Source organism: Frankia sp. Allo2, from assembly GCF_000733325.1.
Classification (GTDB): domain Bacteria; phylum Actinomycetota; class Actinomycetes; order Frankiales; family Frankiaceae; genus Frankia; species Frankia casuarinae.
In genome coordinates, this window is sequence record NZ_JPHT01000010.1 from 107,226 (window position 1) to 132,053 (window position 24,828).

Here is a 24,828-nt window from a genome sequence, read left to right on the forward strand (position 1 = left end):
ACGATCGAGCTGTCTGCCCGATCGTCACCGGCGGTGTGTGCCCGGCGGCGGGAGACGACCATGTGGATCGGAACCCTCAGCCTTGATCTGCTGCTCGGTGACGTGCACTCGTTGAAGGAGAAACGGTCGGTGGTGCGGCCGATCGTGGCGGAGCTGCGTCGCCGTTTCGCCCTCAGCGTGGCCGAGACCGGCCATCATGATCTGCACCGGCGAGCCGAGATCGGGATGGCGGTCGTCGCCGCGGACCGGGCGCACTGCGTCGAGGTCCTCTGTTCCTGCGAGCATCTGGTGGCCCAGCGACCGGACGTCGAGGTCCTCGCCGCGCGGGCGCGCTACTTTTCGGCGGACGACGCGGACGACGAACCGCATGCACCCGGTGAACCGCACGCACCCGGTGCATCTGCCGCGGTGAGCGTGCCGCCGGCGGGACCGGCGAACGAGGAGGNGGACGGTGGCTGATCCGGCCCGGGCACGGCGGCTGGCCGTGCGTATCCGCGAGGTTGTGGCGTCCACGCTGGAGCGTGGCGTCAAGGATCCTCGACTCGGCATGGTGACCGTCACGGATGTGCGGCTGACGCCGGATCTGGTCGACGCGACGGTCTTCTACACCGTCTACGGCGATGAGACGGCGCGGCAGGCGTCGGCCCAGGCGCTCGAATCCGCCCGGGGGCTGCTGCGCAGCCAGGTCGGCCGGGCCACGGGGGTGAAGGTGACCCCGACGCTCACCTTCGTTCATGACCGACTTCCCGACGACGCCCAGCATCTGGAGAAGTTGATCAGCGTTGCCCGGGAACGCGACGCGTATCTGGCCGAGGTCCGTCGGGATGCTCGCCCGGCGGGCGACGACGATCCCTACCGCCGGCCGCGCCCCGCCGCCGGCGAGGTGGATGAGCTGAGCGAGGTGGATGAGCTGAGCGAGGTGGACGAGTACGGCGGGACGGCCCGGCAGGAGGGNTGACGGGGNACGGGCCCGGGACACCGCGGTGACAGGCACGAGACAGCTGCGATGGGAACTGACGATGAGCGATGCGACCGATCTCGCGGGCCCGCCGGCGGCGTCGGTCAACCGCTCCCGCCCGGACGGTGCCGGTCCGACCGGTGATTTCCAGGCCGCGGTGACCGCACTGACCGGCGCGATCGACGCCGGTGACGACATCCTGCTGATCGCCCACGTGAACCCCGACGGGGACAGTCTCGGATCGGCGTTGGCGCTGGGGCTCGCGCTGCGGTCGCTGGGCGGAAGGCCGCGGGTGTCCTTCGACGCGGATCCCTTCGTCGTTCCCCGGGTGCTTCGTTTCCTCGCCGGTCAGGATCTGTTGGTGGCCCCCGAGGCCGTCACCGGCCGGCCGGGTCTCGTGGTGACCCTGGACGCCGGCAGCCGGTCCCGGCTGGGCAGGCTCGCCAGCACCACGGCCGGTTGCCGGGTCCTGGTCGTCGACCACCATGCCTCCAACACCCGGTTCGGCGATCTCAATCTGGTCGACCCCGAGGCGGCCTCGACCAGCGCCATGGTCATCGACCTCGTCGATGCCCTGGGCGTGCGGCTCGACCGGGACATCGCGACAGCGATCTACACCGGTCTGGTAACCGACACGGGATCGTTCCGTTTCGCCGCGACGACACCGGCGGTGCACCAGCTGGCCGCCCGGCTGGTGGCCACGGGCATCCGTCCCGACCTGATCAGCCGTGCCCTGTGGGACACCCACCGCTTCGGCTATCTCAAGCTACTCGGGGAGGTTCTCGGCCGCGTCCGGCTGGAGCCCGAGTACGACCTCGTCTGGTCCTGGTGCGGCCAGGCCGATCTGCGCGCCGCGGGACTGGAGTACGACGAGATCGAGGGGCTCATCGACACGGTGCGCACCGTGTCGGAGGCAGAGGTCGCCCTTGTCTGCAAGCAGGATGGTGACGTCTGGAAGGTCTCGGTCCGTTCCAAGGGGGACGTTGACGTCGGCGCGGTCTGTACGGCTCTCGGTGGTGGCGGCCATCGCTTCGCCGCCGGATTCTCCTGCGGGACGACGCTCGACGAGTTGATGGACGTGCTTCGGGACGCGCTGGCGCGGGCTCCGCGCCTGGGGGGCCCGGGGACTCCGGAGAATCCGCGCGGCCCGGGTGGCCCGAGGAACGCGGTCCGGAGCCCGCGGTGAGCACCCGGGGGGGATCCACCCGGGGATCCGCGCGGCCGGGGGGAGCCGCATCCCGCCGGGGATCCGGTCCCGGTCCCAGTCCCGGGCCACAGGTCGACGGGCTCGTCGTCGTGGACAAGCCGGCCGGCTGGACGTCGCACGATGTCGTCGCCAGGGCGCGGCGCATTCTCGGGCAGCGTCGGATCGGCCACGCGGGCACCCTCGATCCGATGGCGACGGGCGTGCTGGTGCTGGGAGCCGGCCGGGGAACCCGCCTGCTCGGACATCTCGCCCTCACCGACAAGGTGTACGANGCCACGATCCGGCTCGGCCGGACTACCACGACCGACGACGCCGAGGGCGCGCCGGTCGAGGACCGTCCGGTGGACGTCGACGCCGACCGGCTCACGCGGGCCATGGCCGCCCTTACCGGGGTGCTCGACCAGGTTCCTGCCAGCGTGAGCGCGGTCAAGGTGGGCGGGGTACGCGCGTACGCCAGGGTCCGGGCCGGCGAGGTGGTCGATCTCGCCCCACGCCGGGTGACGGTCCACCGCTTCGACCTGCTGGCGCGGCGGGCCGCGGGCGACGGGGCGGTGGACCCGGCCGGAACCGATTTGGAGGTCACGGTCGGTTGCTCCAGTGGAACATACGTGCGGGCGCTCGCCCGTGATCTCGGGGCGGCGTTGGACTGCGGGGCGCATCTGACCGCCCTGCGGCGCACCGCCGTTGGTCCCTTCGACCTGGCGGGCGCAGTGACTCTCGACACGTTCGCCGAGCTGGGGCCGCGGGCGGTCACATCGCTGACCGACGCGGTCGCGGCCGGCTTCCTGCGCCGCGACGTGACGGCGGAGGCGGCAGCGGACGTGTCCCATGGCCGACGGTTGCCCCCGGTGGGACGGCCGGGTACGTACGGCGTCTTCGGTCCCGACGGGACCGTGCTGGCCCTGGTCGAGGAGACCGAGCATGCGGTCCGGTCGCTCGTCGTCTTCGCCCCGGTCTAGTCCGGCGGCCCCGGCCGGGGTTCGGTGGCCCGACAGCGCCCCACGAGAATGTCCTAGGCTTCGCACGTGCAAACGTGGCGAGGGGCGGAGAACACGCCTGTCCAGTGGCGGGGCGGGGTCGTCACGATTGGCTTCTTCGACGGGGTGCACCTCGGGCACCGGCAGATCATCGGCCGGGCGGTCCGGCTGGCGCGGGAACGCGGTGAGCGTTCGCTGGTGTTGACCTTCGACCCGCATCCCGGTGAGGTGCTGCGACCCGGCAGCCATCCCGCCCTGCTCACGACGCTGCGTTTCAAGGCCGAGCTGTTGGCCGGGACCGGGGTGGACGCGCTCTGCGTCGAGCCGTTCACGCTGGAGTTCAGTCGGGTCTCCCCGGCTGACTTCGTGCACGGGATACTGGTCGAGCGGCTGCGGGCGAGCGTGGTCGTGGTGGGGGAGAACTTCACCTACGGTCACCGGGCCGCCGGGACGCTCGCGACGCTGTCGGAGGCGGGCGCCCGGGAGGGATTCGAGGTTGACGGGGTCCGTCTCGTCCGCTCCGGCGAGCAGGTGCTCTCCTCGACGGCGATCCGTGCCCGGGTGGCCGAGGGCGACGTGGCGGCTGCGGCGGCCGCGCTGGACCGGCCGCATCGGGTCGAGGGTGTCGTCGTGCACGGCGACGCGCGTGGCCGCACCATCGGCTATCCTACGGCGAACATCCAGGTGACGCCGTGGGCCGCCGTTCCGGCGGACGGCGTGTACGCGGGCTTCGCCTGCTGGTCCGGCCGCCGCCAGCCCGCCGCCATCTCGATCGGTACGAATCCGACGTTCGAGGGACGCGACCGGCGCGTCGAAGCGTTTCTCCTGGACTTCGACGAGGATCTCTACGGCGAGTACATGGCCTACGAGTTCACCCATCGGCTGCGTCCGACCCTGCGCTTCGACTCGGTGGCCGAGCTCGTCACCCAGATGGCCGCGGATGTGGAGGCCACCCGCGCGGCAACCCTGCTCGTCTGAACTCGGCTGAACTCGGCTGAACTCCGCCGGTGGCCGAGCGGCTCTCCTCGGGTTGATAGGCTTCCCGGTCAGGCGGGTGCGGTGTGTCCGGACCGGACGGCGATGATGCCGAGGTCCGGTGATCGATCCGGGTGGGGAAGACCCCGGACGCGCGCCGTCCCGAAACAGAAGGAGAAGGTGGAGCGTGCCGCTCGCGAGCGACGTCAAGCAGAAGATCATGTCCGATTACGCCACCGTCGAGCGGGACACGGGCTCGCCCGAGGTGCAGGTCGCGATGCTGACCCGTCGGATCAGTGACCTGACCGAGCATCTCAAGGTGCATAAGCACGATCACCACAGCCGCCGCGGTCTGCTGCTGCTCGTCGGCCGTCGCCGACGGCTGCTGAACTACCTGGCGAAGACGGATATCAACCGATACCGCGCTCTGATCGAGCGACTCGGGCTACGGCGGTAGCGCGAAGAGGGGGAGCGGCCCGGGTGGGACGCTCCCTCTGACGCATCGGGGGTAGGTACCGAATGCGTCGAGCCGTCGGCGGAGTCGTCCGCTCGGCGGTGTGGAGGACCTGGCCGGGTCCGTGGTGGTGCGAGCCGCCGGTCCTCGGTCGTGGTCGCCGGGATGGGTACGGGCACCGGACCCGGGGACTTCGACTGAGCACCGGCATCCTCGTTGGCGTGGACCCGGCCGTAGAAGAGGCTCGGCCGCGTGGATCCGGCCGAGGAAGAGGATGGAGTGGTTCGAGTGGACGACTCGACACATGCGGCCGAAGCGGTCATCGCGACCCCGGCCGGAGACCGGACGGTTCGGTTCGAGACCGGACGTCTCGCCAAGCAGGCCGCCGGCTCCGCCGTCGCCTACCTGGGCGACACGATGGTGCTCTCGGCGACGACGGTCAGCAAGCAGCCCAAGGAACAGCTCGACTTCTTCCCGCTGACGGTGGATGTCGAGGAGCGGATGTACGCGGCCGGGCGCATCCCCGGTTCGTTCTTCCGGCGGGAGGGCCGCCCCAGCGAGGACGCGATCCTCACCTGCCGGCTCATCGACCGGCCGCTGCGGCCGTCGTTCGCCAAGGGGCTGCGCAACGAGATCCAGGTCGTGGCCACCGTGCTCGCCCTGGATCCCGACACCCTTTACGACGTGGTCGCCATCAACGCGGCCAGCGCGTCGACGACGCTGTCCGGCCTGCCCTTCACCGGGCCGATCGGTGCGACCCGGGTCGGGTTCGTCGACGGCGAGTGGATCGCCTTCCCGACCCATGCGGAGCTCGCTCGGGCGACCTTCGACATGGTCGTGGCCGGTCGGGTGATCGAGGACGGCTCGGACGTCGCGATCATGATGGTGGAGGCCGAGGCGACCCCGGGCACGGTCGAGCTGCTCGCGCACGGCGCGCCGGCTCCCACCGAGGAGGTCGTGGCCGCGGGCCTCGAGGCGGCGAAGCCCGCCATCCGTGAGCTCTGCCGGGCCCAGAGCGAGCTGGCCGCGCTCGCCGCGAAGCCTGCCCGGGAGTTCCCCGTCTTCATCGACTATCACGACGACGTGCTGGACGCGCTGTCCGCGGCAATCGGCGACGAGCTGTCCGCCGCGCTGCGCATCCCCGGCAAGGCTGAGCGCGAGAACGAGCTCGACCGGGTCCGCCAGCTCGCGGCCGAGAAGGTGGCCTCCCAGTTCGAGGGGCGAGAGAAAGAGATCGGCGCCGCCTACCGGGCGCTGACCAAGAAGCTCGTCCGCTCCCGCATCGTGACCGAGAGCGTGCGCATCGACGGTCGCTCGACAACCGAGATCCGCGCGCTGTCGGCCGAGGTCGACTACATCCCGCGGGTACACGGCTCGGCGCTGTTCGAGCGGGGCGAGACGCAGATCCTCGGCGTCACGACCTTGGCCATGCTGCGCATGGAGCAGACGGTCGACACGCTCAACCCCGACCGCACCAAGCGGTACATGCACAACTACAACTTCCCGCCGTACTCCNCCGGCGAGACCGGCCGCGTCGGTTCGCCGAAGCGCCGAGAGATCGGCCACGGGGCACTCGCCGAGCGGGCCCTGCTCCCGGTGCTGCCCAGCCGCGAGGAGTTCCCCTACGCGATCCGGCAGGTATCCGAGGCGCTGGGTTCGAACGGGTCAACGAGCATGGGCTCGGTGTGCGCGAGCACCCTGTCGCTGCTCAACGCCGGGGTACCGCTCAAGGCGCCGGTCGCCGGGATCGCGATGGGCCTCATCCACGCCGACGACTCCTACGTCACCCTGACCGACATCCTCGGGGCCGAGGACGCCTACGGGGACATGGACTTCAAGGTCGCCGGCACCCGGGACTTCGTCACCGCGCTCCAGCTCGACACCAAGCTCGACGGCATCCCGGCCTCGGTCCTCGCCGCGGCGCTCCAGCAGGCGCGCGGGGCGCGGCTCGCGATCCTCGACGTGATGGCCGAGGCCATCGGCAGCCCGGACGAGATGTCCGCTCACGCCCCGCGGGTCATCTCCGTCAAGATCCCGGTGGACAAGATCGGGGAGGTCATCGGACCCAAGGGTAAGATGATCAACCAGATCCAGGCGGACAGCGGTGCCGAGATCACCGTCGAGGACGACGGGACGATCTACATCGGCGCGGTGGACGGTCCGTCGGCGGAGTCCGCCCGGTCGGCGATCAACGCGATCGCCAACCCGCAGATGCCCGAGGTCGGCGAGCGTTATCTGGGGACGATTGTGAAGATCNCCAATTTTGGGGCCTTCGTCTCGCTCACCCCGGGCCGGGACGGCCTGCTCCACGTCAGCAAGCTCAAGACACTCTCCGGCGGTAAGCGGGTAGAGAAGGTGGAGGACGTCCTGACGGTGGGCCAGAAGCTCCAGGTCGAGATCACCGAGATCGACAGCCGCGGGAAGATCAGCCTGTCCCCGAGCGCCGAAGCCGCCGACGCGGCGGCCGCCGCCTCCTGACGGCCCGTCGTGTCCGACACTCCCACGCCCGACCTGACCTGCTCAGCGGGGACCGCCGGCGCGCCGCGGAACAAGCCGGTTCCCGGCGCCCGGGCCGCGCACCTGCTCGCTGCTGGCGGAGTCAGTGGCGAATCGTTGCTGGACGGCACGGCGCGCCGCACCGTGCTCCCCGGCGGTCTGCGGGTCATCACCGAGCGGGTCCCCGGGGTGCGCTCGGTCGCGATCGGCGTCTGGGTCGCGGTGGGCTCGCGCGACGAGACGCCGGTGACCGCCGGATGCTCCCACTACCTGGAGCACCTGCTGTTCAAGGGCACGCCCAGCCGGGACGCGTTGACTATCAGCGCGTCGGTCGAGGCGGTCGGCGGGGACATCAACGCCTTCACCGGCAAGGAGTACACCTGCTACTACGTGCGGGTGCTCGACTCCGATCTCGCGATGGCCGTCAACGTCATCGCCGACATGGTCACCAACTCGCTGGTGACAGCCGACGACGTCGAGGCCGAGCGTGGCGTGATCCTGGAGGAGATCGCCATGTACGAGGACGACCCGGGTGACCTCGTCCATGACGTATTCGCGGCGGCGATGCTCGGGTCGTCGGTACTCGGCCGCCCGGTGCTCGGGACGACCGAGTCGATCGAGGGGCTGGGCCGGGAGACCATCGCGGACTACTACCGCTCCCGGTACGTCCCGCCGGCGATGGTGGTCTCCATCGCCGGCAACCTGGCGCACGACCGGGCGCTGGCGCTGGTCGCCGAGGCGTTCGCCGACCGTCTGACGGTGAGCGCCGAGCCGTTCGAGGTGCGTGGCGGATCGTACGACTACCCGCCGCCGCCCGGCATCGTCGTGACCGACCGGCCGACCGAGCAGGCGCATCTCGTGCTCGGCACCAGGGGACTGTCCCGGCACGATCCGCGCCGTTACACGCTCGGCGTGCTGTCGACGGCGCTGGGCGGTGGGATGAGCTCGCGGCTGTTCCAGGAGATCCGGGAGAAGCGGGGGCTGGCGTACTCGGTGGGCTCGTTCGCCTCCCACTTCGCCGACGCGGGCCTGTTCGGCGTCTATGCCGGATGCGCCCCCAAGCGTGCCGACGTGGTCCTCGAGCTCGCCCGTGAGCAGGTACGCCAGATCGCCGAGCACGGGATCAGTGCCGAGGAACTCGACCGGGCCCGTGGGCAGAACCGCGGCTCGATGATCCTCGGCTTGGAGGACACCGGATCCCGGATGAGCCGCCTCGGCAAGAGCGAGCTCGTCCACGGTGAGGTCCTGTCGGTCGACGAGATCATCGCCCGGGTGGACGCGGTCACCCTCGACGATGTCACCGCGATCGCGCGGGAGCTGCTGGACCAGTCCTGGGCCCTGGGCGTCATCGGACCCTTCGACGACCACGACTTCAGCGCCGCCGTCGCCCGTTAGCGACTCTCGTCCCGAGAGGTTCACCGATGTCCGACTCCGAGTCCCGCCCGGTAACCGGCGCTGTCCCGGTAACCGGCGCTGTCCCGGTAACCGGGACAGCGGTGGGGGTGCTCGGTGCACGGGGACGGATGGGGTCGACGGTGTGTGCCGCCGTCGAGGCCGCCGCCGACCTGGCGCTGGTCGCGGCCCTCGGCACCGGCGATGACCGTGGTGCGCTCGCCGCGGCCGACGTCGTCGTCGACTTCACCACCCCCGACGCGGTGATGGACAACCTCCGCTGGTGCGTCCAGGCCGGCAAGCACGTCGTCGTCGGCACCACCGGCTTCGACGAGCCGCGGCTCGCGACCCTGCGTGGCTGGCTGGCCGCGGCACCGGGGGTCGGGGTGCTCGTCGCGCCGAACTTCGGGGTAGCCGCCGTGCTGATGATGACGTTCGCCGCCCGGGCCGCCCGGTTCTTCGACTCGGTGGAGATCATCGAGTTGCACCATCCCGGCAAGGCCGACGCGCCGAGCGGCACCGCCCGGCGTACCGCGCAGCTGGTCGCCGCGGCGCGTACCACCGCCGGGTTGCCGGTGGCCGGCCCGGACGCGACAACCGCCGCCCTCGACGGTGCCCGCGGCGCCCGGGTCGATGGCGTGCCGGTGCATGCCGTCCGCCTCGCCGGGCTCGTCGCGCATCAGGAGGTCCTGCTCGGGGGCGCCGGGGAGACCCTCACCCTGCGACACGATTCCTACGACCGCACCTCGTTCATGCCGGGGGTGCTGCTAAGCGTGCGGAAGGTCGGCGAGCGACCGGGACTCACGGTCGGTCTGGAGTCGCTGCTCGACCTGGACTAGCGCCGCGGGCATCTTGGGGCAGGTGTCTGCTGCCACCACGGGCCGCGAAAGATAGGTTTCCGGATGTGGTCGGACACGTTGACCGTCGTTTCCCGGCGGGTACCCGTAGCGTCTTTGGTATCGATCTTGGTACGACGTTCAGCTGCCTGGCCCGGGCGCGCCCCGACGACGTGTGCTCCCTGGTCAAGCGGCGGATGCCGGTCGTGGCGACCTTGGCGGCACCCGGGGCGCGGATCCGGCTGGATCCGGACGGCCCGGTGGCGTCGGCATCCGGTGGGGCGTCCAGGTGAGGGCCCGGTGGCTGGTGGCCGTGCTCGTCGCGGCGTGTGGCTTCTACCTCGGGCTGATCGGGTGGCGGGGAATCCAGTTGCTCGGCGACGATCGCTGGGCGGCCCGTGGACTCGGTCTCGGTGTCGTGCTGCTTCCGATGATCGGCGCCGTCGTCATCCTGCGTGAGCTGCGTTTCGGCCGCGACACCGAGCGGCTTGCCCGGATGTTCGACGTAGCCGCGGATGCGACGGCTGACGTCGAGTCCGGCACCGCCCGCGGCTTCGACCCCGGCGCCCGTGCCGACGAGCCGGTTCTCGTGCGCCGGCCGTCGGGCCGGATCGACCGCGCCTCGGCCGACGCCGCGTTCGCCCAGCGTCGGGCGGAGGTCGAGGCGGCGCCGGGTGAATGGCGTCGCTGGTACCGGCTCGCGGTCTCCTATGGAGATGCCGGGGACACCCGCCGGGGACGCGCCGCGATGCGTCACGCGATCGTCCTTGAGCGGCACTCCCGCGGGTGACCGTGCTCCGTCCCCTGGCGGTGAATTGCTCATCCAATGCAGGCGGCTCCGGGACGGCCATTGACATCTCCCGTAGGGAGTCGGGCGCCATCGGTGACGGGTGGTTATATCGTATCGACGTGGCTAGGAGGGAGACTGGGCCGGGCCGCGTACTTAACGCGTCGATGACCTGTGTANGATGCCGCAGAGGGTCGGCGTTGTCGGCCATCAGACTACTGGGGGGTAGTGCGGTGTTCGTGTCCTGCGGCCATTCGAGATCGGTCCGGCAGTGTCCATGCTGAGTGCTCCGGCGGGTGAGCAGCTACTGATCCTCTGATCTCCGATCATTTGATGTCCGTTTCCCCCGATCCTCCAACCTGGCCTCGCGGCGCGATCTGATCGGATGCGCCGCCTCCTTCGCATGGCTCAAGGGAGGACGCCCGTCGTCGCCGGACTCCGGACAGCGATCGACGGGCACTCTCCGGGGTCCTCTGTATTCCAGATCCGGGAGCACACGACGTGCGTGCGATAGTGACCGGCGGCGCCGGTTTTCTGGGCAGTCATCTCTGTGAACGCCTACTGGGCGGCGGCTACGAGGTCATCTGTTTCGACAACTTCATCACCGGCCGGCCGGAGAATGTGGAGCATCTGCTCGCCGACCCACGTTTCCGCCTGGTCAACCGGGATGTGAATGATTTCATTTATGTTTCTGGTCCGGTCGACGCCGTGTTGCACTTTGCGTCCCCGGCATCTCCGGTGGATTACTACGAGCTGCCGATCGAAACGCTCAAGGTCGGCTCGCTCGGTACCTTCCACGCCCTTGGCCTGGCGCGGCAGAAGAATGCTCGGTTCCTGCTCGCCTCGACCTCGGAGTCCTACGGCGATCCACAGGTCAATCCCCAGCCGGAAGGCTACTGGGGCAACGTGAACCCGGTCGGCCCGCGCAGTGTGTACGACGAGGCCAAGCGCTTCTCCGAGGCGGTGACCATGGCCTATCGGCGCAAGCACGGTGTCGACACCGGTATTGTCCGCATCTTCAACACCTACGGCCCGCGGATGCGGGTCGATGACGGTCGCGCCATTCCCGCCTTCATCTCCCAGGCGCTGCGGGGCGAGCCCATCACGGTCGCCGGTGACGGAACCCAGACCCGGTCCATCTGTTACGTCGACGACCTGATCGACGGCATCGTCCGACTTCTGCACTCGGACCTGCCCGGGCCCGTGAACATTGGGAACCCGCACGAGATGTCGATCCTCGACACCGCGGTGCTCGTCCGTGACCTGTGCGGATCGACGGCGCCGATCACCTTCGTCCCGCGGCCCCAGGACGACCCCTCGGTGCGTCAACCCGACATCACCCTCGCCCGGACCCTCCTGGGCTGGGAACCGAAGACGAGCCTGCACGACGGGCTCACCCGGACGATCTCCTGGTTCGCCGGCCAGCTCGCGGAGAGCCGTCAGGTCGCTTGACCGGCGTCACAGGTGTCCCGCCCCGCCACCGAGCTTTCCGGGGACGTGGCTTTCCAGGAACGTGGCCGCGCGGGGAACGTGACTTTCTGTTTGCGGGGGGAGGGTTCGTGATGGCCGGCGCCACGCCGTGTGCACCGCCGCGTTACGTGAGATCGGTGGCATTGGTCCGCANCCCGCCGAGGATGTCAGCGCCACCTACCTGCCGTGCGCGCTCAGGCCGAGGCGGGGCCCTCGCCGCCGATGCGTGGGCGAACGGCGACGGGCCCGGGACGTCCGCGGCAATGGTGACCCGAGAGTTCCCGTGGCCACGCCACCTCCCGGACATCTTCTTCCGGGACGTGGGCCGCCGGTCCCGGGTGCCGTGCGCGCGGTTCTTGCCACCGGCCGTGCACTACCCGACGCTGGCGCTGTGACCGGACCGGGGCTCCTGCTCGCGCCGATCGTCTGGTTCACCGGGATCGCCGCGGCCGCTACCAGGTCGGCGATGCACCGACCTGGGGGTTATGTTCTGCTGTGCCCGATGTCCGTCGCCCCGGGTGTGCCCGTGCCCATCGCGGTGTTCGCTGCCCGAACGGTCGGGACCGCGCGGTCCAGCCGAAGGGCGGTGGCGGTGGCGGTGGCCGTGGCCGTGGCCGTGGCCGTGGCCGTGGCCGTGGCCGTGGCCGTGGCCGTGGTACGGATCCTAGCCGCCGTCGGGTTGATCCTGCTGCCGGGATCGGTTGTTCCGGGCCGGTGTGGAGCACCGGTGACGAGTTGTTTCAGTTGATCACCGAAGAAGTGGATAACCGAGCTATGACGTCGACGAGTCGAGCCGAGACGGTCCTGGTGACCGGGGCGACGGGGTTCATCGGCTCTCATACCTGGGTGGACCTGCTCGCCGCGGGTCATCGGGTAGTGGGAGTGGACAACTTCGTCAACAGCTCACCGCGGGTGCTGGACAGGCTGCGTAAGGTGGTGGACGGCGACATCGACTTCGTGCGGCTCGATGTCCGTGACCGGGCGGCGCTCGGTGACGTGTTCCGCCGATGGAAGATCGATTCCGTTATTCACTTCGCCGCTCTCAAAGCCGTCGGCGAGTCGGTCGACATCCCGCTGGAGTACTACGACACGAACGTCAACGCGACGTTGGGTCTGGTCCGCGTGATGGCGGAGCACGGCGTGCGCCGGCTGGTCTTCTCGTCCTCGTGCGCAATCTACGGAGCGGCGGACAAGGTACCGATCGCCGAGGACACGCCGGCCCGCCCGACCAATCCCTACGCGCGCACCAAATGGATGTGCGAGCAGATCCTCGCCGACCTCTGCGCCCGGGATCCGTCCTGGCACGTGACGTCCCTGCGATACTTCAACCCCGCCGGGGCGCACGAGTCGGGCCTGCTCGGCGAGGATCCCCGTGGGGTGCCGAACAACGTCATGCCCTACCTGGCCCAGGTGGCGGTCGCCCGGCGCCCGGAGCTGTCCATCTTCGGCGACGACTACCCCACGCCCGACGGCACGGGCGTACGCGACTACATCCACGTGGTCGACCTGGCGGAGGGCCATCGACTCGCTCTCGATCATCTCGATGACCAGGCGGGACATCGGGTCATCAACCTCGGGACCGGCGCTGGCACCTCCGTGCGGGAACTGCTCGCGGCCTTCTCCGCGGCCTGCGCTCGTGATCTCCCCAGTCGCGTCGTGGCGAGGCGGCCGGGGGACGTCGCCGCCCTGGTCGCCGACGCGGCGCTCGCCCGTACGGCACTCGGCTGGTCAGCCCGCCGGGATGTCGCGGACATGTGCCGGGACGCCTGGGAGTTTCAGCGTCTCAATCCAGGGGGGTACGACGATGAGGAGGAGCCTGATGAGCTCGTCGGACAGCCTTGATGATGCGGCGGCGCCCGGAACCGGGCCTCGTCCACGCCTGACCGTCATCGGCACCGGGTACCTGGGGGCCACCCACGCGGTGTGCATGGCGGAGCTTGGCTTCGAGGTGCTCGCCGTGGACGTCGACCATTCGAAGATCGAGCGGTTGTCCGCGGGGGAGATCCCGTTCTTCGAGCCCGACCTCGCCGACCTCCTGCGCGCGAACCTCCGGACCGGACGGCTGCGTTTCACCACCTCCTTCGAGGAGATTGCCGAGTTCGGCGACGTGCACTTCGTCTGTGTGGGCACCCCCCAGCGTGCCGACGGTTACGGGGCGGACCTGAGCCACCTGCACGCCGCCATCGAGCGCCTCGCGCCGCTGCTGACCCGGCCGTGCCTCGTGGTCGGCAAGTCGACGGTGCCGGCCGGCACGGCTGCGGGGCTCGCCCGGACGATCGCGCAGCTCGCCCCGGCGAACCGCCCGGTCGCGGGCGAGACGGCGCCCGGCGCGGCGGGGGCCGACGGGTTGGGCCGCGTCGAGGTGGGTCATGACGGGTTGGGCCATGACGAGGTGGACGAGCCCGCCGCCGACATCTCCAGCGATCTCGCCGGCGTCCAGCTGGCCTGGAACCCGGAGTTCCTCCGGGAGGGCTTCGCGGTGGCCGACACCCTGCGACCGGACCGGCTCGTCTTCGGTGTCGCCTCCCCGGCTGCGGAGGGAGCGCTGCGGGCCGCTTTCGCGCCGGTGATCGCCCAGGGGGTGCCGGTCATCGTGACCGACTACGCGACGGCCGAGCTGGTGAAGACGGCGGCCAACTCCTTTCTCGCGACGAAGATCTCCTTCATCAACGCGATGGCGGAGGTGTGCGAGGCGGTCGATGCCGATGTCCTGACGCTGGCCGAGGCGCTGTCCCACGACGTGCGCATCGGCGGGAACTTCCTGCGTCCGGGGGNGGGGNTCGGGGGNGGCTGCCTACCCAAGGACATCCGGGCCTTCCAGGCCCGCGCAGACGAGCTCGGGGTCGGTGCGGCGCTGCGTTTCCTGCGTGAGATCGACGAGATCAACAATCGTCGCCGGGACCGTGTGGTGGACCTGGTCACCGCGGCCCTCGACGGCACGCTGGTCGGCCGGCGCCTCGTCGTGCTGGGCGCCGCGTTCAAGCCCAACTCCGACGACGTGCGGGACTCCCCGGCGCTCGCGGTCGCGGGGCTACTGGCCGAGACCGGCGCCGGGGTGACGGTCGTGGATCCGGTCGCGACGCACAACGCCCGGCAGGCCCTGCCCGGCCTCGCCTACAGCGACTCCGTCGAGGCCGTGGTCGAGGGGGCCGACGCGCTGGTCCTGCTCACCGAGTGGCGCCAGTTCGCCGACCTGGACCCGGCCCGGCTCGGGGCCGTGGTCCGGCGCAAGGTCGTGGTGGACGCCCGGCACGCGCTCGACGCCGACCAGTGGCGCCAGGCCGGATGGGTCTACCTGGCCCCCGGCCGGCCGACCGGCGTCATCCCGAGCTCGTTGCCGGAGCAGCGGCACCGGGGGGACGGAGCGCCGCCGGCGCCGGTCGAGCAGTGCGGCGAGACGGGTGCGCGGCTCGCGGAGGTCGAGGCGCGCGCGGGGCACCCGGTGTGATCGACGGGATGGGGCCCGGTGGAACGGGCCCCATCCCCGCCGTGGAATCGCTCTCCGGCTGTGAGGTCAACGAGCCCCACGCGATAGGCTGCTGCTTATGCGTCTCCTCGCTCGACATCGGTGACTGCCACCCGGCTTCGCGGTTGACCGTGCCCGGGGCGGCAGGTGCCCGTCCGTTCGAGATGATGAGGAGATTCCGCGGCGATGAGTGACGCGCCGATCGTCCGTCCCCTGCCCGTGAGCGGATTTCCCGAGTGGCTGCCCGAGGTCCGTCTCGTCGAGCAGCGCTGGCTCGACACCATCCGAGCGACGTTCGAGCGGTACGGCTTCTGCTCGGTGGAGACCCCCTCGGTCGAGGCGCTCGAGGTGCTGACCGCGAAGGGGGAGACCTCCCAGGAGGTCTACATGCTACGCCGCCTGCAGGCCGACGCCGACGACGACAGCGCCCGCCTCGGCCTGCACTTCGACCTCACAGTGCCTTTCGCGCGGTACGTGGCCGCCCACTTCAACGACCTCGTGTTCCCGTTCAAGCGCTACCAGATCCAGCGGGTGTGGCGGGGGGNGNGNCCTCNGGAGGGNCGCNTCCGCGAGNTCACCCAGTGCGACATCGACGTGATCAACGTTGATCAGGTGCCCCTGCACTTCGACGCGGAACTTCCCCGCATCGTGCACGAGGTCCTGGGCACCCTCGGCGTTCCGCCCTGGACCCTCAACATCAACAATCGCAAGGTGCTCCAGGGCTTCTACGAGGGTCTGGGCATCGGCGATCCGCTGGCCGTCATCCGGGTCGCCGACAAGCTCGACAAGATCGGCCTCGCGGGGGTGGAGGGGCTGCTGACCACCGCGGTCGGGCTCGACCCGGACCAGGTGCGCGCCTGCCTGGAGCTCACGGGCATTCGGGGCTGCGATCCCGGCGTCGTCGAGGAGGTACGCCGGCTCGGGGTGAAATCGGACCTGCTCTCCGAGGGGCTCGACGAGCTCGCCGCGGTTCTCGGCGATCTCGCCGACCTGCCCGCCGGCGACGTGGTCGCGGACCTCTCGATCGCCCGCGGTCTCGACTACTACACCGGGACCGTCTACGAGGCGAAGTTCGTCGACTGGCCGGACTTCGGCAGCATCTGCTCGGGGGGGCGGTACGACAACCTTGCCGGCTCCTTCATCCGCCGCAACCTCCCCGGCGTCGGGATCTCGATCGGCCTCACCCGCATCTTCGCCAAGCTCCTGGCCGAGGGCCTGCTCACCACCGGGCCGTCCAGCCCCGCCGACGTGCTGGTCGTGATCCCCGCCCCGCCGCGCCGCGCCGCCGCCCTCGCGACGGCCGCCGAGCTGCGCACCCGGGGGCTGCGGGTGGAGACCTACCACCAGCCGGACAAGGTGGCCAGGCAGGTCCGCTACGCCTCCCGCAAGGGCATCGGATTCGTCTGGTTCCCGCCCTTCGACGATGGCCGGGCGCACGAGGTGAAGAACATGGCCACCGGGGACCAGTCCGCGGCGGACCCGGCGACCTGGACCCCGTCCGCGGGCTGACCGGCGGGCCCGGGGGNCGTGCGCAGCCCGCGGTCCGATGCGCGCGGCGGGCGTGCCGCCGCGCCATCGCCGGGAGGCTGTCCGTCGTGACGTGGCCGGGCGGCCGGGGATTGACGGGGGCGGAGATCCCCGGCCGCGCCATGCCACGCCGTGAGGGCGGGCACTGCGACTCCTCGTCGCTGGGGACTGACGAGGCGTCCACCTCCGGTGTACCACGCGGGTCGTGACTGCCAATCCCCGCGCGTCGATCGGGTGACCGGACGGGTAAGTGGATGCCGACACGATCCCGGTTGGGCGATTGCTGGCCCGGTCGGGTGATTGCAGGCCTGGCGTCCGGGTGCATGCCGCCGCCGGGTGAGGTCCCCGCGCCCCGGCGGATGGGCGCCGTCTATCGTGGGCGGAGTCCGCCAGCGACCGGGCAACGGGTCCCGCGTCCAGATGATGGATGATGGAGGTGGCAGTGTCGCAGCCGACGTCCGAACCGACGTCCGAACCGACGTCCGTGCGGCTTCGGGTCCAGGTGATCGCCAAGACCGAGTTCATCCCCCCGGACGACGTGGCCTGGAGCACCGACGCCGACGGCGGTCAGGCCCTCGCCGAGTTCGCCGGGCGGGCCTGCTACCAGAGCTGGAACAAGCCGAATCCGGCGACCGCGACCAACGCCGGCTACCTACGGCACATTCTCGACGTCGGGCATCTGTCCGTGCTCGAGCACGGGACCGTATCGCTCTATCTCACCGGGGTGTCGCGCAGCCTCACCCATGAGCTGGTCCGGCACCGGCACTTCTCCTACAGCCAGCTCTCCCAGCGCTACGTCCCCGAGCGGGACGCCGCCGTGGTGGAACCGGAGGTCATCGCGGCCGATCCGGAGCTGCACGCCCTGTTCCAACAGGCCGCGGCGGCCTCGCTGGAGGCCTACGGGCGCCTGTTGGAAGGTCTGGAGAAGCGGTTCGCCGACGTTTCCGCGCCCATCTCACGGCGCAAGCAGGCGCGCCAGGCGGCCCGGTCGGTGCTGATGAACGCGACCGAGACCCGGATCGTGGTCACCGGGAACTACCGGGCGTGGCGGCACTTCATCGGGATGCGGGCGAGTGAGCATGCCGACGNGGAGATCCGCGGGCTTGCCGTCGCCGTCCTGCGGGAACTGCTCCGGGTGGCGCCCAACGTGTTCGCCGACTTCCGGATCTCGACGCTGGATGACGGCACCGAGGTCGCCTCCAGCCCGCTGGTGGGGGAGGGCTGAGCGCCGGACCTTCCCGCCGCCGGCCGTCTATTGATTTACTGGGAGAAAGAGAAAGAGTACAGCCGATGACGAGCGTCGTCGACGCCGAGCGGAGCGGGGCGGATCCGGCCGCGGGGCCGTTGTCCCCGGCGGAGCTTGACCTCATCCACGCCTACTGGCGAGCGGCGAACTATCTGTCCGTCGGACAGATCTACCTGCTCGACAATCCCCTGCTCACCGAGCCGCTGCGTCCGGAGCACGTCAAACCGCGCCTGCTCGGGCACTGGGGCACGACTCCCGGCCTGAACCTCATCTACGCCCATCTGAACCGCGTGATCCGGGCAAAGGACCTGAACGCCATCTACATCATCGGTCCGGGTCACGGCGGTCCCGGCATCGTGGCGAACGCCTACCTGGAAGGCACCTACAGCGAGGTCTACCCCTCGATCGGCCGGGATGTGGCGGGGATGCGGCGGCTGTTCCGGCAGTTTTCCTTCCCCGGCGGAATTCCCAGCCACGTCGCGCCGGAGACTCCCGGGTCCATTCATGAGGGCGGCGAGCTCGGTTACGCGCTGACCCACGCCTACGGCGCGGCCTTCGACAATCCCGACCTGGTGGTCTGCGCCGTCGTGGGGGACGGGGAGGCCGAGACGGGCCCGCTCGCGGCGAGCTGGCACTCCAACAAGTTCCTCGACCCGGGTCGCGACGGCGCGGTGCTGCCGGTCCTGCACCTCAACGGCTACAAGATCGCCAATCCGACGATCCTGGCCCGCATCCCCGAGCAGGAGCTGACCGCGCTCCTGCGTGGCTACGGGTACCATCCGTACTTCGTGGTCGGGGACGACCCGGCCGCGGTGCACCAGCGGATGGCGGGCGTCCTGGACGCCGCCGTCGGCGAGATCCACGAGATCCAGGACCGGGCCCGCCGCCACGGCCGCACCGAGCGCCCCACCTGGCCGATGATCGTGCTGCGGACCCCCAAGGGGTGGACCGGGCCGGCCACTGTTGACGGCCTGCCGGTCGAGGGCACGTGGCGGTCCCACCAGGTGCCCGTCGCGCAGTTGCACGACAACCCCGGGCACTTGGCCCAGCTGGAGGCGTGGCTGCGCTCCTACCGGCCGGAGGAGCTCTTCGATGCCGGCGGCGCCCCGCGGGCCGAACTCGCCGCGCTCGCCCCCCGCGGTCCCCGGCGGATGAGTGCGAACCCGCATGCCAACGGGGGCGAGCTGCTGCGTGATCTGACTCTTCCCGACTTCCGTGACTACGCGGTCGACGTCACCGCCCCCGGGACCACCCTCGCCGAGCCGACCCGGATCCTGGGCGCGTTCCTACGGGACGTGGTGGCCGCCAATCCGAGCACCTTCCGGGTGATGGGCCCGGATGAGACCGCCTCCAATCGGCTGGGTGCGCTCTTCGAGGTGACCGACCGCGTCTGGAACGCCGGGACGGAACCGACGGACGAGCACCTGGCCGTGGACGGTCGGGTCATGGAGGTGCTTTCCGAGCATCTGTGCCAGGGCTGGCTGGAGGGCTATCTGCTCACCGGCCGGCACGGGTTCTTCTCCTGCTACGAGGCGTTCATCCACATCGTCGACTCGATGGTCAATCAGCACGCGAAATGGCTGAAGACCACCCGGCACATCCCGTGGCGGCGCCCGATCGCATCGTTGAACTACCTGTTGACCAGCCACGTGTGGCGGCAGGACCACAACGGCTTCTCCCATCAGGACCCCGGATTCATCGACCACGTCGTGAACAAGAAGGCCGAGGTCGTCCGGGTGTACCTGCCCCCGGACGCGAACACCCTGCTCTCCGTCNGCAACCACTGCCTGCGCAGCCGGCACTACATCAACGTGATCGTGGCCGGCAAGCANCCGGCGTTGAACTACCTGTCGATGCCGGCGGCGATCGCCCACTGCACCCGTGGCCTGGGCATCTGGGACTGGGCCAGCAACGACCACGACGCGCCCGGCGACGGGCTGCCGGATGTGGTGATGGCCTGTGCCGGGGACATCCCGACCCTGGAGACCCTCGCCGCGGTGGACCTCCTGCGCCAGCACTTCCCCGATCTGAAGGTGCGCGTCGTCAACGTCGTCGACCTGATGTCCCTGCAGGACGAGGCGGAACATCCGCACGGCATCTCGCACGCCCGCTTCGACGCGCTGTTCACCACCGACCGGCCGATCATCTTCGCCTACCACGGCTATCCCTGGCTGATCCACCGGCTGACCTACCGGCGGCACAACCATCACAACCTGCATGTCCGTGGCTACATCGAGGAGGGGACGACCACCACCCCGTTCGACATGGTCATGCTGAACAACCTCGACCGGTTCCACCTGGTGGCGGACGTCATCGACCGGGTACCGAGCCTGGGCGCCCGCGCCGCGCACGTCCGGCAGCAGATGATCGACGCGCGGCTCGCGGCCCGGACCTACACCCGGGACCACGGCGAGGACGCCCCGGAGATCCGGAACTGGACTTGGCCCTACTGAGCCTCGCCCCTACCGAGCCCCGCCCCGTCGCGATGAACGTCCTGGTGGTCAACGCCGGATCGGCCAGCCTCAAGCTGCGGCTGATCGGCCCGGACGACGTCCTGCTCGCCGCGCGCGATCTCACCGCGCCAGCCGGTCGGGTGGACCCGGCCGGGGTCATCGCCGCGTTGCGCGAGCTCACCCACGAGGGTGGCCAGCCGGGCGCGGTCGGGCACCGCATCGTGCACGGCGGGACGGATTTCACCGCACCCGTGGTCGTCGACCGGGCCGTGGCCGAGCGGCTGCGGAGGCTGACCGCCCTCGCCCCCCTGCACCAGCCTGCGGCACTTGCCGCCCTCGACGAGGTCGGGGCGGCCGTGCCCGAGGTGGCGCAGGTCGCTTGCTTCGACACGGCGTTCCACAGCCGGATGCCGGCGGAGGCCATCACCTACGCCATCCCGGCCGAGTGGCGGGAGCGGTATGGCATCCGCCGGTACGGCTTCCACGGCCTGTCCCACGCCCACGTCTCCCGGCGGGCGGCCGCGCTCACCGGGGCGCGGCGCATCGTGACCTGTCATCTCGGCTCGGGCGCGTCGCTCGCCGCCGTTCTCGACGGGGNGGGGGNGGACACCACGATGGGCTTCACCCCGCTGGAGGGCCTGGTGATGGCCACCCGGTCCGGCACCGTGGATCCCGGCGCGCTGCTGTGGCTGCAGACGGAGGCGGGACTGAGCGCGCACGAGCTCACCGATCGCCTGTTCACCTCGGCGGGGCTGCGCGCGCTCGCGGGGACGGCGGACATGCGGGATGTCGAGTCCGGCGTCGCCGCGGGTGAGCCTGCCGCCGCGCTGGCGCTGGCGGTCTACCTGCACCGGCTGCGCGCCGGGATCGCCGCGATGACCGCCGCGCTGGGCGGGCTGGACGCCCTGGTGTTCACCGGCGGCGTCGGGGAGAACTCCGCCTCCGTGCGGGCCGGGGCCGCGGCCGGACTCGGCTACCTGGGCGTGGCGGTGGATCCCGAGCGTAACGATCCGGCCCGGGCCGGTGGTACGGGTCTGCCGGGCGGCACGGGCCCATCTGGTGGTACGGGCCCATCTGGTGGTACGGGCCCATCTGGTGGTACGGGCCCATCTGGTGGTACGGGCCCATCTGGTGGCACGGAGCGCGAGATCGGCGTGCCGGGGGCCGCCGTGCGCACGCTCGTGATCGAGGCACGCGAGGACCTGGAGATCGCCCGCGGGACCCGGGCGGCCCTCGCTGGTGGCAATGGGTGATGGTAGTCCGGCATTACGGTAATGTCCCGGGTGGCGGGTGCGATCCTGGCGGACCCGCGCGCCGCCGGATGGCACCGCCCGGACGATCCGGTGGCGGTACTCTGGAGGCTCTGTCGCGGCGAGTGGGACGGTGCTGCGCGGTCCGGTCCGGTGCGGTGCGGTGTTGTCTTCGCCGGTCGTCCCGTCGTCCCCGAGCGGGGCCCGGCCGGTCGCGATCCGTCTCCATCCGGTGACGGCAGGGTCCGATCGGCGTCCGACCCGGTCGCGGTGCCCGACACCGCGCGGTGCGCCGTCCCCGGGCTGGGCCGGATGGTATCCGCGTGTGGTGGCCCGGCGGCCCCCGCGGGTCTCGCGCCGGTCGCCGGTGGTGCTTGTGGGCGGGTCCGGGGAGCAGACCCGGCTCGGGCCGGCGGAGCGGGAAAGGCGGCGTGGGCGGAGGATGGACCGGTGCCGGCCCGGCGGTGTCGGAGGAGTGAACGTGGAGGTTCGGCGGTCCGGCGGGNGACGTCGGTCGCCGAGGNGATGTCGGAGGTGCCGTCTAGCGTGACCGGTATGTCAATGTTGCCGCCGGCGCCGTTCGGGCGCGTGATCACAGCGATGGTCACGCCGTTCCGGGCGGACGGCGGTCTCGATGAGGCGGGTGCCGCGCNGCTCGCGAGCCGTCTGGTGGACGCCGGCAACGACGGGCTCGTGGTCAACGGCACCACCGGGGAGTCTCCGACGACCACCGACGAGGAGAAGGACCGCCTGGTGCGGGTCGTCGTCGAGGCCGTGGGAAGCCGTGCCCGCGTGATCTCCGGTGTCGGGACGAGTGACACCGCGCACAGCGTGGAACTGGCGCGGGCCGCCGAAGCCGCGGGCGCGCACGGCCTGCTCGTCGTGACGCCCTACTACAACAAGCCACCGCAGGCCGGGTTGCTGCGGCATTTCGTCACCGTCGCCGAGGCGACCGGGCTACCGGTCGTCGTCTACGACATCCCCGGCCGGACCGGGGTTCCGGTGGCGTCGGAGACTTTGGTGCGGTTGGCCGAACACCCGCGTATCGTCGCGGTCAAGGACGCTAAGGACGATCTGCCCGCATCCTCCTGGGTGCTGGCGCGGACCGGTCTGGCGTATTACTCCGGCACCGACGCGCTCAATCTGCCGTTGCTGTCCATCGGGGCATGCGGAGTCATCAGTGTTGTCGGGCACGTGGCCGCACCCGCGATCCGTGCCATGATCGAGGCCTTCGGGGCCGGTGAGGTGGGTCGGGCGATCGCGCTGCATCAGGGCTTGCTGCCCGCGTACGAAGGAATGTTCCGCACCCAGGGCGTGATCCTGGCCAAGGCCGCGCTGCGGCTGGCCGGGCTGCCCGCGGGGCCGGTCCGGCCACCGTTGGTGGACGCCACTCCCGCCGAGGTCGCGCGGCTGCGGGCGGACCTCGCCGAGGCGCTCCTCGACGCCGCCGGGCCGCCGGGCGCGCCTGGCGGCGTCGAGGCCGGGGGGCGGGGCGCGCCGGCCGGCGCCTCGTCCGGGTCCGGGTCGTCCGGGTCCGGGTCGTCCGTCGGGCTGGCCGTCGCCGCGGCGGGTGAGGTCTCATGAGCCATCCGCATCCCGACCTCGGCCCGCCGCCGCCGCTGCGCGCGGACGGCCTTCGGATCATCCCGCTCGGTGGGGTTGGGGAGATCGGTCGCAACATGACCGTCTTCGAACACGCCGGCCGGCTGCTGATCGTGGACTGCGGGGTGTTGTTCCCGGAGGACGTCCAGCCGGGGATCGACCTGATCCTGCCCGACTTCACCGCCATCCGGGATCGCCTCGACGACATCGAGGCGGTGATCCTCACCCACGCACACGAGGATCACATCGGGGCGGTGCCCTACCTGCTGCGGGAACGGCGTGACATCCCGCTGATCGGCACCCGGCTCACCCTGGCGCTGATGAACGCGAAGCTCGCCGAGCACCGCGTCAAGGCGGTCACTCAGGAGATCCGGGAGGAGGAGCGGCACGCCTTCGGGCCGTTCGAGTGCGAGTTCTTCGCGGTCAACCACTCCATCCCGGACGCCGTGGCCGTGGCCATCCGCACCGAGGCCGGGCTCGTCCTGCACACCGGCGACTTCAAGATGGACCAGCTGCCGCTCGACGGCCGGCTGACCGACCTGGGGGGCTTCGCGCGGCTCGGCCGCGAGGGTGTGGACCTGCTGCTGTCCGACTCGACCAACGCCGAGGTGCCCGGGTTCGTCACCTCCGAGCGGGAGATCGCCCCGGTGCTCGACGGAGTCTTCCGCGAGGCGACCCGCCGGATCATCATCGCCTGCTTCGCCAGCCATGTGCACCGGGTGCAGCAGGTGCTCGACGCGGCCGAGGAGCACGGCCGGTCGGTCTGCTTCGTGGGCAGGTCGATGGTCCGCAACATGGGAGTGGCCCGCGACCTCGGGTTGCTGCGGGTGCCACCGGGTCTGATCGTCGACGCCCGGGACGTGGACGCGCTGCCGGACCGCAACATCTGCCTGATCTCCACGGGCTCCCAGGGGGAGCCGCTCTCGGCCCTGTCCCGGATGGCCAACCGGGATCACCAGATCCGCATCCAGGCCGGCGACACGGTCGTGCTCGCTTCCAGCCTCATCCCCGGCAACGAGAACGCGGTGTTCCGGGTGATCAACGGGCTGACCCGCTACGGCGCCAAGGTCGTTCACAAGGGCGTGGCGAAGGTGCACACCTCGGGTCACGCCCCGGCGGGCGAGTTGCTCTACGTTCTGAACGCCACCAGGCCGTCCAACGTCATGCCGGTCCACGGCGAATGGCGGCACCTGCGGGCCCATGCCAAGCTCGCCGAGGCGACCGGGGTGCCCCCGGACCACGTAGTGCTCGCCGAGGACGGCATGGTCATCGACCTGCTTGACGGCCGGGCGCGGATCACCGGCGTTGTTCCCTGCGGCTATGTCTACGTTGACGGCGCCGCGGTCGGGGACGTCGGTGAGCCGAGCCTGAAGGACCGCCGGATCCTCGGCGAGGAGGGTTTCATCACGATCACCGTCGTGGTGGACGCCGCGGCGGGCAAGGTCGTCGTCGGCCCGGATCTCTCCGCCCGCGGCTTCTCCGATGCGCCGGGCGCCTTCGACTCCGTCTCCAAACTGGTCAGCGACGGGCTGGTGGACGCGATGCGCACCGGGATGAACGATCTGACGGCCCTGCAGCAGCTCGTGCGGCGTACGGTCGGTCGCTGGGTCAACGAGAACTACCGGCGCCGTCCGATGATCGTTCCGGTGGTTCTCGAGGTCTGAGGCGTTGCGGCGCGCCCGGTTCGTCGGGGTTGCCAGTACTCGGGCACGCTCGTGTGTACCGTTTCGAC

General features: G+C 70.8%; 21 protein-coding genes. All 21 read left to right on the top strand.

Annotated features, from left to right (window positions below; translation table 11 throughout):
- The first annotated feature begins 60 nt into the window (after nt 1-60).
- Entirely contained in the window at nt 61-459 is a 399-nt protein-coding gene (locus tag ALLO2_RS09860; protein WP_035731421.1) for a DUF503 domain-containing protein, read from the top strand.
- Entirely contained in the window at nt 452-958 is a 507-nt protein-coding gene (gene rbfA / locus ALLO2_RS09865) for a 30S ribosome-binding factor RbfA (RefSeq protein ID WP_011437936.1), read from the top strand. The genes ALLO2_RS09860 and rbfA overlap by 8 nt, the downstream gene beginning before the upstream one ends.
- A gap of 61 nt (nt 959-1,019) precedes the next feature.
- On the top strand, nt 1,020-2,144 hold the full coding sequence (locus ALLO2_RS09870; RefSeq protein ID WP_023840216.1) for a bifunctional oligoribonuclease/PAP phosphatase NrnA: 1,125 nt from the start codon (nt 1,020-1,022) through the stop codon (nt 2,142-2,144).
- Complete coding sequence (gene truB, locus ALLO2_RS09875) at nt 2,141-3,124, top strand: tRNA pseudouridine(55) synthase TruB (protein WP_035731343.1); 984 nt, start codon at nt 2,141-2,143, stop codon at nt 3,122-3,124. The genes ALLO2_RS09870 and truB overlap by 4 nt, the downstream gene beginning before the upstream one ends.
- A gap of 66 nt (nt 3,125-3,190) precedes the next feature.
- Nucleotides 3,191-4,120 carry a bifunctional riboflavin kinase/FAD synthetase gene (locus ALLO2_RS09880; protein ID WP_011437933.1) on the top strand — a complete coding sequence of 310 codons (930 nt, stop codon included), beginning with the start codon at nt 3,191-3,193 and terminating at the stop codon, nt 4,118-4,120.
- 184 nt (nt 4,121-4,304) lie between these two features.
- A complete protein-coding gene (gene rpsO, locus ALLO2_RS09885) occupies nt 4,305-4,574 on the top strand; it encodes a 30S ribosomal protein S15 (RefSeq protein WP_011437932.1) in 270 nt (89 codons plus the stop codon).
- A 285-nt stretch (nt 4,575-4,859) separates the two neighbouring features.
- On the top strand, nt 4,860-7,049 hold the full coding sequence (locus ALLO2_RS09890) for a polyribonucleotide nucleotidyltransferase (RefSeq protein WP_035731346.1): 2,190 nt from the start codon (nt 4,860-4,862) through the stop codon (nt 7,047-7,049).
- Nucleotides 7,050-7,058: 9 nt separating this feature from the next.
- Entirely contained in the window at nt 7,059-8,462 is a 1,404-nt protein-coding gene (locus ALLO2_RS09895) for a pitrilysin family protein (RefSeq protein WP_011437930.1), read from the top strand.
- 101 nt (nt 8,463-8,563) lie between these two features.
- Nucleotides 8,564-9,298 (top strand): 4-hydroxy-tetrahydrodipicolinate reductase, encoded by a 735-nt coding sequence (gene dapB / locus ALLO2_RS09900; RefSeq protein ID WP_011437929.1) that lies wholly within the window; start codon nt 8,564-8,566, stop codon nt 9,296-9,298.
- Nucleotides 9,299-9,363: 65 nt separating this feature from the next.
- Nucleotides 9,364-9,588 (top strand): hypothetical protein, encoded by a 225-nt coding sequence (locus ALLO2_RS09905; RefSeq protein WP_023840213.1) that lies wholly within the window; start codon nt 9,364-9,366, stop codon nt 9,586-9,588.
- Complete coding sequence (locus ALLO2_RS09910) at nt 9,585-10,085, top strand: hypothetical protein (protein ID WP_011437928.1); 501 nt, start codon at nt 9,585-9,587, stop codon at nt 10,083-10,085. Before ALLO2_RS09905 ends, ALLO2_RS09910 begins: the two co-directional genes overlap by 4 nt.
- 498 nt (nt 10,086-10,583) lie before the next feature.
- Nucleotides 10,584-11,534 (top strand): UDP-glucuronic acid decarboxylase family protein, encoded by a 951-nt coding sequence (locus ALLO2_RS09915; RefSeq protein ID WP_023840212.1) that lies wholly within the window; start codon nt 10,584-10,586, stop codon nt 11,532-11,534.
- A gap of 409 nt (nt 11,535-11,943) precedes the next feature.
- Entirely contained in the window at nt 11,944-12,300 is a 357-nt protein-coding gene (locus ALLO2_RS09920; protein ID WP_035731348.1) for a hypothetical protein, read from the top strand.
- A gap of 26 nt (nt 12,301-12,326) precedes the next feature.
- On the top strand, nt 12,327-13,394 hold the full coding sequence (gene galE, locus ALLO2_RS09925; RefSeq protein ID WP_011437926.1) for a UDP-glucose 4-epimerase GalE: 1,068 nt from the start codon (nt 12,327-12,329) through the stop codon (nt 13,392-13,394).
- Nucleotides 13,372-15,000, top strand: a complete 1,629-nt coding sequence (locus ALLO2_RS09930; protein ID WP_051623788.1) for a UDP-glucose/GDP-mannose dehydrogenase family protein — start codon at nt 13,372-13,374, stop codon at nt 14,998-15,000. Before galE ends, ALLO2_RS09930 begins: the two co-directional genes overlap by 23 nt.
- 204 nt (nt 15,001-15,204) lie before the next feature.
- Nucleotides 15,205-16,527 (top strand): histidine--tRNA ligase, encoded by a 1,323-nt coding sequence (gene hisS / locus ALLO2_RS09935; protein WP_035731351.1) that lies wholly within the window; start codon nt 15,205-15,207, stop codon nt 16,525-16,527.
- Between the two features lie 445 nt (nt 16,528-16,972).
- Nucleotides 16,973-17,770 carry an FAD-dependent thymidylate synthase gene (thyX, locus tag ALLO2_RS09940; protein ID WP_232235004.1) on the top strand — a complete coding sequence of 266 codons (798 nt, stop codon included), beginning with the start codon at nt 16,973-16,975 and terminating at the stop codon, nt 17,768-17,770.
- Nucleotides 17,771-17,835: 65 nt separating this feature from the next.
- The gene (locus ALLO2_RS09945; RefSeq protein WP_035731354.1) at nt 17,836-20,244 is read left to right on the top strand and encodes a phosphoketolase; all 2,409 of its coding nucleotides are present in this window, start codon (nt 17,836-17,838) and stop codon (nt 20,242-20,244) included.
- A gap of 32 nt (nt 20,245-20,276) precedes the next feature.
- Nucleotides 20,277-21,497 carry an acetate/propionate family kinase gene (locus ALLO2_RS09950; RefSeq protein WP_035731426.1) on the top strand — a complete coding sequence of 407 codons (1,221 nt, stop codon included), beginning with the start codon at nt 20,277-20,279 and terminating at the stop codon, nt 21,495-21,497.
- A 522-nt stretch (nt 21,498-22,019) separates the two neighbouring features.
- A complete protein-coding gene (gene dapA, locus ALLO2_RS09955) occupies nt 22,020-23,078 on the top strand; it encodes a 4-hydroxy-tetrahydrodipicolinate synthase (RefSeq protein ID WP_035731428.1) in 1,059 nt (352 codons plus the stop codon).
- Nucleotides 23,075-24,760, top strand: a complete 1,686-nt coding sequence (locus tag ALLO2_RS09960) for a ribonuclease J (protein WP_011437919.1) — start codon at nt 23,075-23,077, stop codon at nt 24,758-24,760. The genes dapA and ALLO2_RS09960 overlap by 4 nt, the downstream gene beginning before the upstream one ends.
- Nucleotides 24,761-24,828: the final 68 nt, after the last annotated feature.